Consider the following 12924-nt stretch of genomic DNA (forward strand, 5'->3'; position numbering starts at 1 on the left):
GCCCACAGCCCGTTGTCCACAGGGCTCCCGGCGGCGGGCGCCGCGCCTGGGCCACCCTGGTCGCCATGACCCCGCCGCCCGCCGCCGCGGCCGGGGTGCGCGTGACCGTGCATCCCGGCGAGGACGTGCTGCTGCCCGCGGGCGCGCGCCTCGGCGAGGTCCGTGGCGAGCTCGCCGACCTGCTGCGCCGCCCGGAGCTGCGGCACGTCCCGCTCGCCGTCGACGGCGTCGCGGTGGACGACGGCGTCGTGGCCGGCGAGCGTCCGCTGCTGCCCGGCGCCACGCTCGCCGCCGTCGGGCCGGGGCCCGCCGTGCCGCCCGGGCCGGGGTCCCCGGGCCCCGTGACGCCCGTCGGCGCGGCGTGGGTGCTGGCCCGCGTCGCCGGCCGCGAGGCGGGCGAGCTGGCGGCGCTCGCGGCCGGCGGGCGCGTGCGCCTGCCGGGCGGGGTCGAGGTGCGTGCCGGCGCGCGCGGGCACGTCGCCGTCCGGGTCCGCCGGGGCGACGACGGTCGCCCCCGCCCGTGGGCCCGCCGCGGGCCGGGGCTCCCGGCGCGCGGGCGCCCCGACGCCCGGCGGTCCGTGCCCGCGCTGAGCCGCGCGACGCCCGCGGGCGGCCTGCGTCGCGTCCGGCTGGGACGCCTGCCGCGACGCTGGCGGCCGGGCGACGTGCTCACCGGGCCGGGCCCGGACGGCACCGGGGTCGCCTACGCCGTGCGGCCCGGCGGCGACGCCGGGGCGCTCCTCGCCTCCTCCTCCGCGGACGACCGGGGCCCGACGGCGGCCGGGAGCCCGGGCTCGACGTTCCTCGCCGCGCTGCTGCCCGTGGCCGGCGCGCTCGCTCTGGCCGCGGTGCTGCGCCAGCCGGTCCTCGCGCTGTTCTCGCTCGTCGGCCTGCTCGCCGTGCTGCCGCAGCTCCTCGCCGCCCGGCGGGCCCGCCGCTCCGGCGCCCCCGAGCCCCGCCCGGCGGTGCGGGTCGGCGCGGCCGTCCCGTTCGGCTGGGACGCGCCGGCCGGAGCCGCCGCCGCTCCGGGCGCCGACCCGGCCGGCCTCGCCCTCGCGGTCCTCGCCGCCCACCGCGCGTCCGACGCGGCGTGGGCCGCGGCCCTGCGGGCGCGCGGGCCGGGCCCCGCACCGACGGGCGTGGCCGGGCCCGGAGCAGCCTGGCCCGCGGGTCCGGCGCCGGGCCCGCCGGCACCACGGCCGCTGCTGGCCGACGGCGCCCTGGCGGTGCGCGGGCCGCGCGAGGCAGCCCTCGCCGTCGCGCGCGCCGTCGTCGCGGACCTCGCCGCCCGCGGCGCGGCGGTGGCGGTGCGCGGGGTCGGGCGGCCGGCGTGGTCGTGGTGCGGCTGGCTGCCCGACGCCGGGCCACGCCTCCTGGTCGTCGACGCGGGTCCGGGACCCGTCGCCGCGCCCGACGGCGCGGCCGCGCAGGGGGTGGTGCGCTCGGGCGGCGCCGTGGTGCTGCTCCTGCCGCCCGGCGCGACGGTGCCCGCGTGGTGCCGGGGCGTGCTCGACGTCGTCCCGGCCGACGCGACCGGCGTCGCTCCGGCGGGCCGCGCCACCGCTGCGGGGGCGGCCGAGCCCGCGGGCCACGGCGAGGCCGGCACCCGCGTCCGTCGGACGGCCGCGGACGGCACCGTGACGGCCGAGCCCCTGGTCGGGGTGAGCGCCGTCTGGGCGGAGCGGCTCGCCCGACGGCTCGCCGGGCTGCGGGCCCTCGCCCGGCCGGTCGCCGCCCTCCGCGCCGGCGCCCCCGCCGGCTCGTGCACCCCCGACGGCACCCCGGACGGCGGCACCGAGCCCGCCGACCCCCGCCTGCCCGCCGTGGTGCCGCTCGCCCCGCTCCTCGGCCCGCCGACCGGCCCGACGGGCGGCCCGGCGGGCGAGCGGATCGCCGTCGCGTGGGCCGCGGCGGCGTCGTGGGCCGCCCCGCTGGGCGTGGACGCGGCCGGCCGCACGGTGCGGTTCGACCTGGTCGGCGACGGACCCCACCTGCTCGTGGCCGGGACCACCGGCTCCGGCAAGTCCGAGCTGCTCCAGTCCCTCGTGCTGGGGCTGGCGCTCGGCCGCTCGCCGCAGGACCTGGCCCTCGTGCTCGTCGACTTCAAGGGCGGCGCCTCGTTCGGCGCGTGCGCCCGGCTGCCGCACGTCGTCGGCCAGGTCACCGACCTCGACGCGGGCCTCGCCGGGCGCGCGCTCGCCGGGCTGCGGGCCGAGCTGCGCACGCGCGAGCACCTGCTCGCCCGGCACGGCGTCGCCGACGTCGCGGCCCTGCCGGCGGGCACGCTGCCGCGGCTCGTCGTCGTGCTCGACGAGTTCCGGGCGCTGGCCGACGACGTGCCCGAGCTGCTGCCGGGCCTGCTGCGCGTCGCGGCCCAGGGCCGGTCGCTCGGCGTGCACCTGGTGCTGGCCACCCAGCGCCCGGCCGGTGCGGTGAGCGCGGACGTGCGGGCGAACGTCTCCGCACGGCTCGCGCTGCGGGTCGTCGACGCCGCCGACTCCCACGACGTGCTCGACGTCCCGACGGCGGCCCGCATCCCGGTCACCGCGCCCGGACGGGCGGTGCTGCGGGTCGGTCCTGCGCCGCCGGTCGTGCTGCAGTGCGCGCAGGCGTCGGCCGCCGCGGGCGCCCGGCCGCCCGTGCGGCGTGCGCCGGGGTGGGCGTCCACCGGGGTCGCGGACGGCCCCGCGGACGGCGGCCCGGGGACCGGCGGCCGTCCCGATGCCGGGCCCGGCGCGGAGGCGGGCGCCCGGACGGTCGGCGGCACGCCCCTCGACCGGCTCGTGGCGGAGGCGCGCGCGGCCGCCGCGCGGCTCGGGTGCGCCGCGGGGTCGGCTCCGTGGCTGCCGCCCCTGCCGACCGTCGCGCGGGCCGCCGACCTCGCGGCCGCCGGCGACGCACCGCACGACGGTGCCGCCGCGCCCGAGGCGACTTCTGGCGCGGCTCTCCCGCTCGCGCTCGGCGACCTGCCCGACGCCCAGCGCCGCACCGCGGTGCGGTGGGACCCGGCCGCGGGCCACCTCGCCGTGGTGGGGCGGGCACGCTCGGGCCGCACGACGGCGGCCCTGACCCTCGCCCGGGCCGCGCTCGACCGGGGCTGGCACGTGCACGCGCTGGTGCCGCCCTCGGCCCGCGACCGGTTCGCGCCGCTGACCGCGCACCCCGGGTTCGGCACTCTCGCCGGGCCGGACGACCCGCGCCGCGCGGGCCGGCTCCTGCGGGCGCTGGCGACCACGCGTCCGGGCACGCCGACCGCGCCCACCCTCGTGGTGGTCGACGACGTCGAGGGGCTCCGCGCCGCGGTGGCCACCGCCGTGCGCGACCCGCTGGCCGCGGCGCTCGCCGCCGGGGGCGCGGCGTTCACCGTCACGGCCGAGACGCCGTCCGTCGCCGGGCTCGCCCCGCGGGTGGGCCCCCGGCTGGTGCTGCTGTCCGGCGACGCGCACGCCGACGTGCTGCTCGGCGCGCCGTCGTCGCTCGCGGGCCGCGGCCGTGCCCCGGGCCGCGGCGTGTGGCTCGCCGCCGGCGACCCGGTCGAGTGCCAGGTCCTCCTGCCGGACCCCGCCGACGCGCGCGGTGCGGCGCCGGCGGCCGGGCGCACCAGGACGGCGGCAGGCACCGCTCCCCTGCGCGTCCTGCCGCTGCCCGACCTCGTGCAGCTCGACGACCTGCCGAGGTCCGACGCTCCGGCGCGGCTCGACGTCCTGCCGAGGTCCGACGACCTGCCGAGGTCGGGCGGCGTCCCGGTGGGCGTCGGTGGCGACGCGGCGGCGCCGCTCGGCCTGCGGCTCGCCGCCGGCGCGCTGGTGGCCGGCACGCGCGGGTCGGGCCGCACGACGACGCTGCGGGTGCTCGCCCGGGGCCTGGCGCGGCAGGGCCGGCCGGTCGCCGTCCTGGCCCGGGACGCCGCGCTGCGGGCCGAGGCGCACGCGGCGCCGGCGTCCGCGCCGACGCCCGACGGCGTGCGGGCGGTGCTCGCGCACCTGGGCCGCGCGGAGCCGCCGCTCGGCGGCGCGGCCGATCGCCGCCCCGTGCTCGTGGTCGACGACGCCGACACGCTGGCCCAGGCGCTGCCCGCCGAGGTCGAGCGCCTGGCGCAGCTCGCGGCGGAGGGCGGCGCCGTCGTCGTCGCCGCGTGCACGACCACGGCGGCCCTCCTGGCGCACCGGGGGCTGCTGGCCCACCTGCGGGCCGGGCGCACGGGCGTGCTGCTGGACCCGGGCGAGCGCGGCGCGGACGAGGTGCTCGCCAGCCCGCTCGAGGACGTCGTCGAGCCGGGGGTGCGGCAGGCGGGGCGGGGCGCCCTGGTGGTCGACGGCGCGGCCACGCCGCTCCAGGTGGCGCGCCCCTGACGGGGCCGGGTCAGTCCGTGGTGGCCCGCACGACGCTGGGCGTCAGCAGCAGCACGGCGACCGCCACGGCGAGCGCGAGGAGGCCGACGCCGCCCAGCACCGCTGCGGTGGCACCCGACGCGAGCATGCTCGCCGCCACCACGGCCTGGAAGATCTGCCACGTCATGATCACGGACCGGCCCCCGTGGCGCCCGGCGCGCAGCACGCGGCCCGCGGCCAGGAGCGCCCACGCCATGCCGAGCGCGAAGACGACGAGGAACACGCTCATCGCGACCGAGTCGGAGCCGCCGCCGATCGCCTCGACCGCCACCACGACGGCCGCGACGGTCAGCACCAGCGCCTCGAGCACGACTGCGACCAGCAGCGCGCGCAGGGCGCCGGGCGGCGTCGGACGATCGGGGCCACCGGGCTCGGCGCCGCCGTGGTCGCCGCCGTCCGCGTCGCCGCGGCCGGCACCATGACCGGCACCACGACCGGCACCACGATCGGTGCCCCGATCGGTGCCCCGACCGGCACTACGACCGGTGCCGTCGGGACGTCCGGGCTGGTCAGTGTGCGGCATGGCTCGCCACGATACCTGCGACCTGGGGTTTCACGACACTGTGAGGAAAGCCTCAAGGGTTACCGGACAGAAATCTGCAGGACACCTCTTGTGTGCTTCTTCACCAGGTGTGAATCTTGAAGACAGTTCCCGCACACCCGTCGTACTGCCGGCCGTCCTGTGCCCTCCGCGCGCCATCGGCGCGGACGTCGTGCCCGGGCGCCGCCGACACGGCGCGCCCCGCCCGACGCGGCCGCAGCACCCGAACCAAGGAGAAGTGACATGGACTGGCGCCACAAGGCCGCCTGCCTGGACGAGGACCCGGAGCTGTTCTTCCCGATCGGCAACACCGGCCCCGCCCTCCTGCAGATCGAGGAGGCCAAGGCCGTCTGCCGTCGCTGCGAGGTCGTCGACACCTGCCTGAAGTGGGCCATCGAGTCCGGCCAGGACGCCGGCGTGTGGGGCGGCATGTCGGAGGACGAGCGCCGCGCCCTCAAGCGCCGCACGGCCCGCGCGCGCCGCGCCGGCTGAGCACGGACACCTGCTGACGAGGCCCCCGTCGCCCTGGCGACGGGGGCCTCGTCGCGTCCGCGGCCGGCGCGCGTCAGCCGCGGTGCGAGCCGTCGCGCAGCTTGACCTGGATCTCCACCTCGGTGCCGCCGCCGGCGCGGGCGCGCCAGTCGATGCTGCCGCTGAGCTCGTTGGTCACGAGCGTCCGCACGATCTGGTTGCCGAGCCCCGACCGCGACTGCCGGCCGAGCTCGGCGATGTCCTCCTCGCCGAGGCCCACGCCGTCGTCGGCCACGACCACGCGCATCTGCGCGCCGTCGCGCTCGACGACGATGCGGATGGTGCCGCTCTCGCGCCCGTCGGGGAACCCGTGCTCGACGGCGTTGGTGACCAGCTCGGTGAGCACCAGGGCCAGCGGGGTGGCGTCCTCGGCGGGGATCATGCCGAAGGACCCCTCCTGCACCGTCCGCACGGCGGTGCGTGTGGAGGCGACGTCCGCCGTCATCCGCAGCGCCCGCTTGAGCATGGAGTCCAGCTCCACCTGCTCCTCGAGCGTCTGGGACAGGAAGTCGTGCACGAGGGAGATCGTGGCGACGCGGCGGGTGGCCTCCTCCAGCGCCGCCTTGGCCTCCGGGATGTTCATGCGCCGCGCCTGCAGCCGCAGCAGCGCCGCCACCGTGGCGAGGTTGTTCTTGACCCGGTGGTGGATCTCCCGGATGGTCGCGTCCTTGGTCATGAGCTCGCGCTCGCGGCGGCGCAGCTCCGTGACGTCGCGGCACAGCAGCACCGCGCCGATGCGCTGGCCCTGGTCCGTCAGCGGCAGCGCGCGCAGCGACAGCGCGACGCCGCGGGCCTCGATGTCCGTGCGCCACGCGGCCCGGCCCATGACCACGAGCGGCAGCGACTCGTCGACGGTCGACTGGTGCTCGACGAGCCCGCTGGTGACCTCGACGAGCGACTGCCCCACGAGGGGGCCGATGACGCCGAGGCGGTGGAAGCACGACAGCGCGTTCGGCGAGGCGTACAGCACCTCGCCCTCGGAGTTGAGGCGGATGAGCCCGTCGCCGACGCGCGGCGCACCGCGGCGCGGGCCGGTGGCGCCGTTCGGCGACGGGTACTCGCCGCGGGCGATCATGCCCATGATGTCGTCGGCGGCCTCGACGTAGTTGAGCTCCAGGCGGCTGGGCGTGCGGCCCGACCCGAGGTTGGTCTGCCGCGCCAGGACGGCGATCGCCCGGCCCTCGTGGACGACCGGCACGGCCTCCTCGCGCACCGCGTACGCGCCGAACCAGCGCGGCTCGCGCGAGCGCTGCGCCCGCACCTCGCGCAGGGCGGCCTCGAGCTGGGGGCGCTGCCCCTCCGGGGCCATCGACCCGACGATGTCGTCGTAGTGCACGGTGGCGCCGGTGGACGGGCGCGCCTGCGCGATCGCCACGAACCCGCCCTCGCGGGTGGGCAGCCACAGCACGAGGTCCGCGAACGCGAGGTCCGAGACGACCTGCCAGTCGCCGACCAGCAGCTGGAGCCACTCGTTGTCGGCGGCGTCGACATCGGCATGCTGGGCGATCAGGTCACTCATGGCGGACACGCCCTCAGCGTACGTGGCGCACCACCGGCGACCGGCCCCGTCCCACGCGACGCCCGGGTAGAGTGCCGCACACCGGGACCGGCACCGACGTCCGGCACCGACGTCGGGCACTGACGAGGAGGGCTCGTGCACCTGACCGTCGAGCAGACCTACCCCGCGCCCGTCGCGGACGTCGCCGCGATGCTCGCGGACGAGGAGTTCGTCCGCTGGCGCGCCGAGCGCTCGACGGGTCCGGGCACGGTCGAGCAGGTCGACGTCGACGCCGCGCCGGACGGCGCGCTCACCGTCGTCGTGCGCCGCTCGCTGCCCACCGACCAGATCCCCGCGCAGGCGCGCCCGTTCGTGGGCGAGCGCCTCGAGGTGCGCCAGGCCGAGGCGTGGGAGGCCCCGACCGGCGACCGCCGGGTCGGCACCGTCGCCCTGGAGATCGCGGGCACGCCGGTGCGCATGACCGGCACCCTGAGCCTCGAGCCGCTGCCCGACGGCGGCACCCGCCAGGTCTACGCGGGCGAGGTCCGCGCGGCCGTGCCGCTGTTCGGCGGCGTCGTCGAGGAGGCCGCGACCGGCACCCTGCGCGGCACGCTCGCCGCCGAGGAGCAGGCCGGCCGCGACTGGCTCGCCGGCGTGCGCTGACACGCGCCCCAAGATCACGACTTCGTCACAGAGCGCGTCGCGCCCTTGTGACGGCCCGCACGGGCACAGCAGGATCCTCCCGACCGACCGTGGGAGCGCTACCACAGCGATGTGGGAGCGCTACCACGCCGGAGCGGCGTCGATGCCGCCCGGGTCCACCGACGAAGGAGTCACCGTGCTCAGCAGCACCCCGCGCCGCCGCGCCGCCATGGCGCTCGCCGGCACCGCCACCATCGCCCTCGCCCTCACCGCCTGCGGTTCGGGGGGCGGTGAGTCCGGCGGCGGTTCGTCGGACGGCGGCTCGTCCGGCGGGAAGATCGAGCTCACCGTCGCCACGTTCAACGACTTCGGCTACACCGACGAGCTGCTCGCGAAGTACACCGAGGAGCACCCGGACGTCACCGTCAAGCAGACGAAGGCGGCCAAGTCCGAGGACGCCCGCACCAACCTCACGACCAAGCTCGCCGCCGGCGGCGAGGGCCTCGCGGACATCGAGGCCATCGAGGTCGACTGGCTGCCCGAGCTCATGCAGTACCCCGACCTGTTCGCCGACCTGACCGACCCCGCCCTGGCCGACCGCTGGGTCGACTGGAAGGTCCAGCAGGCGACGACGCCCGACGGCAAGCTCATCGGCTACGGCACCGACATCGGCCCGAGCGCGATCTGCTACCGCGCCGACCTCTTCGAGGCCGCGGGCCTGCCGAGCGACCCCGCCGGCGTGGCGGAGCTCCTCGGCGGCGAGGACGCGACGTGGGACGACTACTTCGCCGCGGGCGCGCAGTTCACCGCCAAGCTCGACGCCGCCTGGTACGACTCCGCGATGTCGCTGTCGCAGGCGATGGTCAACCAGATCGACAACGCCTACGAGGAGTCGGACGGCACGCCCAAGGACCTCGCGTCGAACGCCGAGATCAAGGACATCTACGACACCGTCCTCGAGCAGTCGACGACGAACGGCCTGTCGGCCGGCCTCGAGCAGTGGTCGGGCGACTGGGACGCCGCGTTCCAGAACGACGGCTTCGCGACGATGATCTGCCCGGCGTGGATGACCGGCCCGATCGAGGAGCGCTCGGGCGGCGTCACCGGCTGGAACGTCGCCGACGTCTTCCCCGGCGGCGGCCTCAACTGGGGCGGCTCGTTCCTCACGGTCCCGGCCTCGGGCCCGAACGCCGAGGCGGCCAAGGAGCTCGCGGCCTGGCTGACCGACCCGGCCCAGCAGACCGCGGCCTTCGAGAGCGCGGGCACGTTCCCGTCGCAGGTGGAGGCGCAGGAGTCCGAGCAGGTGCAGTCGTTCACCAACGCGTTCTTCAACGACGCCCCGGTCGGCGAGATCTTCGTCAACCGTGCGCAGGCCATCGAGGGCGCGCCGTTCAAGGGCGCGAACTACTTCGCGATCCACACCACCGTGCAGGACGGCATCAAGCGCGTCGACGTCGAGAAGACCGACGACGCGGCCTCCTCGTGGGACAAGACGCTCCAGGCCTTCCAGGACCTGGGTCTGTGACGGGACGGGGCCGGGGCGGCGCCACGCCGCCCCGGCCCCGGCCGCACCCCGCCGCCCGTCCCGGTCCCTGACCCCGGAGCCCAGGAACACACCATGGCCGTCCTCTCGCCCACCCAGCCCACGCGCGGGCTCGGCGGGCCGACCGAGCGCACGCCGCGCCGCGTCGGCTTCTCCCAGCGACTCAGCCGCTGGGACGTCAAGGTCTCGCCCTACCTCTACATCTCGCCGTTCTTCGTCCTGTTCGCCGCCACCGGCCTGTTCCCGCTCGTCTACACGGCGGTCGTGTCCGTGTACGACTGGAACCTGCTCGGCGGCCAGGGCGACTTCGTCGGCCTGCAGAACTACACCGACGTGCTCGCGCAGCCCACGTTCTGGAAGTCGCTGCGCAACACCGTCTCGATCTTCGTGCTGTCGTCCGTGCCGCAGGTCGTCGTCGCCATCGCGATCGCCGCGCTGCTCGACCAGAACCTGCGCGCCGCGACCTTCTGGCGCATGGGCGTGCTGCTGCCCTACGTCGTCGCCCCCGTCGCGGTGTCGATGATCTTCGGCCGCCTCTTCGCCGACCAGTACGGCCTCATCAACGAGCTGCTCGGCCTGGTGGGCGTCGACCCGGTCCGCTGGCACGCCGACACCTTCGCGAGCCACGTGGCGATCGCCTCGATGGTCAACTTCCGCTGGACCGGCTACAACGCGCTGATCTTCCTCGCCGCGATGCAGGCGGTGCCGCGCGACCTGTACGAGGCCGCGATCATCGACGGCGCGGGCCGGGTGCGCCAGTTCTTCTCGGTCACGGTGCCGCAGATCCGCGCCACCATCATCTTCGTCGTCATCACCTCGACGATCGGCGGGCTGCAGATCTTCGACGAGCCGCGCATGTACGACGCGCAGGGCCTCGGCGGGGCGGACCGGCAGTGGATGACCACGGTCCTGTACCTGTACGACGTCGCGTGGGGCAACCAGAAGAACTTCGGCCGCGCCGCGGCCGTCGCCTGGCTGCTGTTCCTCCTGATCATCGTCATCGGGATGGTCAACTTCCTGGTCACCCGGCGGATCGCCACGTCGGGCGCCGAGCCCGGCCGCGGCCGTCGCCGCGGGCGGACGGCCGCACCGTCCGGGCGTGCCCTCGTCGCACCGCCCGCGGCCGCCGGCCAGACCGCGACCGTCCCCGAGCCGGGCGCCGTCCGGCCCGGCACCCCCGAGACCGGCACCCCCGAGGCCGGCACCCCCGAGGCCGGCGCCCCCGAGACCGGCACCACCGAGCGGAGGAAGCGATGAGCTCCGTCCCCGTCGTCGCCCAGACCGCGGGCCCGGCGGCGGCCCGCGCCGCGGCCCGCCGCCGCCCCGCCACCGGCGGCCACCAGCGCCGGCCCCGCTGGGTGACCTACACCTTCCTCGGCGTCGTCCTGCTGGTGTCGGTGTTCCCGATCTGGTTCACGCTGATCCTCGGGTCGTCGACCCCGGAGGCGATCTCGCGCAGCGCCCTGCCGCAGCTCCTGCCGGACGGGAGCCTGCTCGACCGGTTCGCCGACGTCATGGGCTCCGACGCGATCAACTTCTGGAAGGCCGCCTGGAACTCGGTGGCCGTCGCCGTCCTGACCTCGCTGTCGGTGGTGCTGTTCTCGACGCTGGCCGGCTTCTCGTTCGCCAAGCTCCGCTTCCGCGGGCGCGGGCCGCTGCTGGTGTTCGTCATCGCGACGATGGCCGTGCCCACGCAGCTCGGCGTCATCCCGATGTACATCCTCATGTCGGACATCGGGTGGATCGGCAAGCTGCAGGCCGTCATCGTGCCGGCGCTCGTCACCGCGTTCGGCGTGTTCTGGATGACGCAGTACCTCGGCGAGGCGCTGCCGTACGAGCTCATCGAGGCCGCGCGCGTCGACGGGGCGTCCATGTTCCGGACGTTCTGGTCGATCGCCCTGCCCGCGGCGCGGCCCGCAGCGGCGATGCTGGGACTGTTCACCTTCGTCCAGCAGTGGACGAACTTCTTCTGGCCGTCCATCGTGCTGAACCAGAACAACCCCACGCTGCCGCTCGTCGTGCGGTCGCTGCAGTCGAACTACTTCGTCGACTACTCGCTCGTCATGGCGGGCGTGTTCCTCGTGACGCTGCCGCTGATCGTCATCTTCATCTTCACCGGCCGCCAGCTCGTGGCCGGCATCATGCAAGGAGCCGTCAAGGGATGACCGCCAACCCCGACCGCGCCGCCGGCCTCGCCGCGTCGGCGCGCACCCCCCGCCCCGGGCCCCGCCTGCCCGCCCTCGGCACCACCGTGCCGTTCACGCCGTCCCAGCCGCTGACGCTGCCGACGGCCACCGACGCCGTCGGCTTCGAGCCCGGCTTCCTGTGGGGCACCGCCACCGCGGCCTACCAGATCGAGGGCGCCGCGGCCGAGGGCGGCCGCAAGGACTCCATCTGGGACGCGTTCTGCCGCGTGCCGGGCGCCGTGAAGAACGGCGACGACGGCTCCGTGGCGTGCGACCACTACCACCGCTACCGCGAGGACGTCGCCCTCATGGCCGACCTCGGCCTGGGCGCCTACCGGTTCTCCACCTCGTGGGCGCGCGTGCGCCCCGACGGCGGCGCCCCCAACCCCGAGGGCCTCGACTTCTACTCCCGCCTGGTGGACGAGCTGCTCGAGCGCGACATCGTGCCGTGGCTGACGCTCTACCACTGGGACCTGCCGCAGGCCCTGGAGGAGGCCGGCGGGTGGACCAGCCGCGACACGGCCTACCGGTTCGCCGAGTACGCCATGACCGTGCACGACGCGCTGGGCGACCGCGTGCGCGTGTGGACCACGCTCAACGAGCCGTGGTGCTCGTCGTTCCTCAGCTACACCGGCGGCGAGCACGCCCCGGGGCGCCAGTCCCGGGCCGACGGCGTCGCGGCCGGCCACCACCTGCTGCTCGCGCACGGCCTGGCCACCCAGGCGCTGCGCGAGGCCGACCCCGACGCGACCCTGGGCATCACGCTGAACTTCACCGTCGCCGACCCGGTCGACCCGACCGACCCCGCCGACGTCGAGGCCGCACGCCGCGAGGACGCGACCTTCAACCGGTTCTTCCTCGACCCGGTGTTCGCCGGCGCCTACGCCCCCGACGTGCTCGAGCTGCTCGAGCCGTACGGCCTGGCCGACCTGGTGCAGGACGGCGACCTGGCCGTCATCTCCACCCCGCTGGACGCCCTGGGCGTCAACTACTACAACGGCGGCGCGCTGTCCGGGCACCCCGCGCCCGACGGCGACCCGGCCGCCGGGGCCAACCGCCCGCAGGGCGTGCGCGAGGACGCCGCGGACGCCCCCGTGCGCACCCTGCTGCCGCCGACGCCGGTCCCGGAGGGCGTGCACCACCGCTCCCGGGGGCTGCCGACGACGGCCATGGGCTGGGAGGTGCAGCCGGAGGGCCTGACGCGCCTGCTGCTGCGCCTGCAGCAGGACTACACCGGCCCGCGCGGCGTCGCCCTGTACGTCACGGAGAACGGCGCCGCCTACGACGACGTCTCGGACGCCGACGGCTTCGTCGACGACCAGGACCGGCTCGGGTTCGTCGACGCGCACCTGCGCGCCGTGCGGGCGGCGATCGACGCCGGTGCCGACGTGCGCGGCTACTTCGCCTGGTCGCTCATGGACAACTTCGAGTGGGCGCACGGCTACAGCAAGCGGTTCGGGCTGGTGCGGGTGGACTACGAGACGCAGCGGCGCACGGTGAAGGCCTCCGGCCGCTGGTACGGGCAGGTGGCGCGCACGGGCGTCGTGCCCGCCCGGTGACCGCACCGTGACGACCGCCGTGACGACCGCCGT

9 protein-coding genes are annotated in these 12924 nt (G+C 76.7%); 7 read left to right on the plus strand and 2 right to left on the minus strand.

Annotated elements, in window-relative coordinates; all coding sequences use genetic code 11:
• The first annotated feature begins 65 nt into the window (after window positions 1–65).
• Window positions 66–4352: an FtsK/SpoIIIE domain-containing protein gene (locus U5M74_RS14315; protein WP_410909597.1), complete on the plus strand. Its 4287-nt coding sequence runs from the start codon at window positions 66–68 to the stop codon at window positions 4350–4352.
• Between the two features lie 10 nt (window positions 4353–4362).
• Here U5M74_RS14315 and U5M74_RS14320 read toward each other — a convergent pair whose 3' ends face one another.
• Window positions 4363–4914, minus strand: a complete 552-nt coding sequence (locus tag U5M74_RS14320; RefSeq protein WP_410909598.1) for a hypothetical protein — start codon at window positions 4912–4914, stop codon at window positions 4363–4365.
• Between the two features lie 261 nt (window positions 4915–5175).
• Here U5M74_RS14320 and U5M74_RS14325 point away from each other — a divergent pair, with 261 nt between their 5' ends.
• Window positions 5176–5424: a WhiB family transcriptional regulator gene (locus U5M74_RS14325; RefSeq protein WP_013839539.1), complete on the plus strand. Its 249-nt coding sequence runs from the start codon at window positions 5176–5178 to the stop codon at window positions 5422–5424.
• A 73-nt stretch (window positions 5425–5497) separates the two neighbouring features.
• Here U5M74_RS14325 and U5M74_RS14330 read toward each other — a convergent pair whose 3' ends face one another.
• On the minus strand, window positions 5498–6982 hold the full coding sequence (locus U5M74_RS14330; RefSeq protein WP_410909628.1) for a sensor histidine kinase: 1485 nt from the start codon (window positions 6980–6982) through the stop codon (window positions 5498–5500).
• A 135-nt stretch (window positions 6983–7117) separates the two neighbouring features.
• Here U5M74_RS14330 and U5M74_RS14335 point away from each other — a divergent pair, with 135 nt between their 5' ends.
• The 5 genes from U5M74_RS14335 (at window position 7118) to U5M74_RS14355 (ending at window position 12891) form a co-directional block, all read left to right on the plus strand.
• Window positions 7118–7624 (plus strand): DUF2505 domain-containing protein, encoded by a 507-nt coding sequence (locus U5M74_RS14335; RefSeq protein WP_410909599.1) that lies wholly within the window; start codon window positions 7118–7120, stop codon window positions 7622–7624.
• Window positions 7625–7799: 175 nt separating this feature from the next.
• On the plus strand, window positions 7800–9128 hold the full coding sequence (locus tag U5M74_RS14340; RefSeq protein ID WP_410909600.1) for an ABC transporter substrate-binding protein: 1329 nt from the start codon (window positions 7800–7802) through the stop codon (window positions 9126–9128).
• 93 nt (window positions 9129–9221) lie between these two features.
• On the plus strand, window positions 9222–10403 hold the full coding sequence (locus U5M74_RS14345) for a carbohydrate ABC transporter permease (RefSeq protein WP_410909601.1): 1182 nt from the start codon (window positions 9222–9224) through the stop codon (window positions 10401–10403).
• Window positions 10400–11311 (plus strand): carbohydrate ABC transporter permease, encoded by a 912-nt coding sequence (locus U5M74_RS14350; protein ID WP_410909602.1) that lies wholly within the window; start codon window positions 10400–10402, stop codon window positions 11309–11311. The genes U5M74_RS14345 and U5M74_RS14350 overlap by 4 nt, the downstream gene beginning before the upstream one ends.
• The gene (locus U5M74_RS14355; RefSeq protein ID WP_410909603.1) at window positions 11308–12891 is read left to right on the plus strand and encodes a glycoside hydrolase family 1 protein; all 1584 of its coding nucleotides are present in this window, start codon (window positions 11308–11310) and stop codon (window positions 12889–12891) included. The genes U5M74_RS14350 and U5M74_RS14355 overlap by 4 nt, the downstream gene beginning before the upstream one ends.
• The last annotated feature ends 33 nt before the right edge of the window (window positions 12892–12924 follow it).

This window comes from Puerhibacterium sp. TATVAM-FAB25 (assembly GCF_046535855.1).
In the GTDB taxonomy this organism is placed as follows: Bacteria; Actinomycetota; Actinomycetes; order Actinomycetales; family Cellulomonadaceae; genus Puerhibacterium; species Puerhibacterium variabilis_A.

Bases quoted from the DNA above. Each gene is read 5' to 3' on its own strand.
- U5M74_RS14315 (WP_410909597.1), top strand. From the start codon at position 66: ATGACCCCGCCGCCCGCCGCCGCGGCCGGGGTGCGCGTGACCGTGCAT.
- U5M74_RS14320 (WP_410909598.1), bottom strand. From the start codon at position 4,914: ATGCCGCACACTGACCAGCCCGGACGTCCCGACGGCACCGGTCGTAGT.
- U5M74_RS14325 (WP_013839539.1), top strand. From the start codon at position 5,176: ATGGACTGGCGCCACAAGGCCGCCTGCCTGGACGAGGACCCGGAGCTG.
- U5M74_RS14330 (WP_410909628.1), bottom strand. From the start codon at position 6,982: ATGAGTGACCTGATCGCCCAGCATGCCGATGTCGACGCCGCCGACAAC.
- U5M74_RS14345 (WP_410909601.1), top strand. From the start codon at position 9,222: ATGGCCGTCCTCTCGCCCACCCAGCCCACGCGCGGGCTCGGCGGGCCG.
- U5M74_RS14350 (WP_410909602.1), top strand. From the start codon at position 10,400: ATGAGCTCCGTCCCCGTCGTCGCCCAGACCGCGGGCCCGGCGGCGGCC.
- U5M74_RS14355 (WP_410909603.1), top strand. From the start codon at position 11,308: ATGACCGCCAACCCCGACCGCGCCGCCGGCCTCGCCGCGTCGGCGCGC.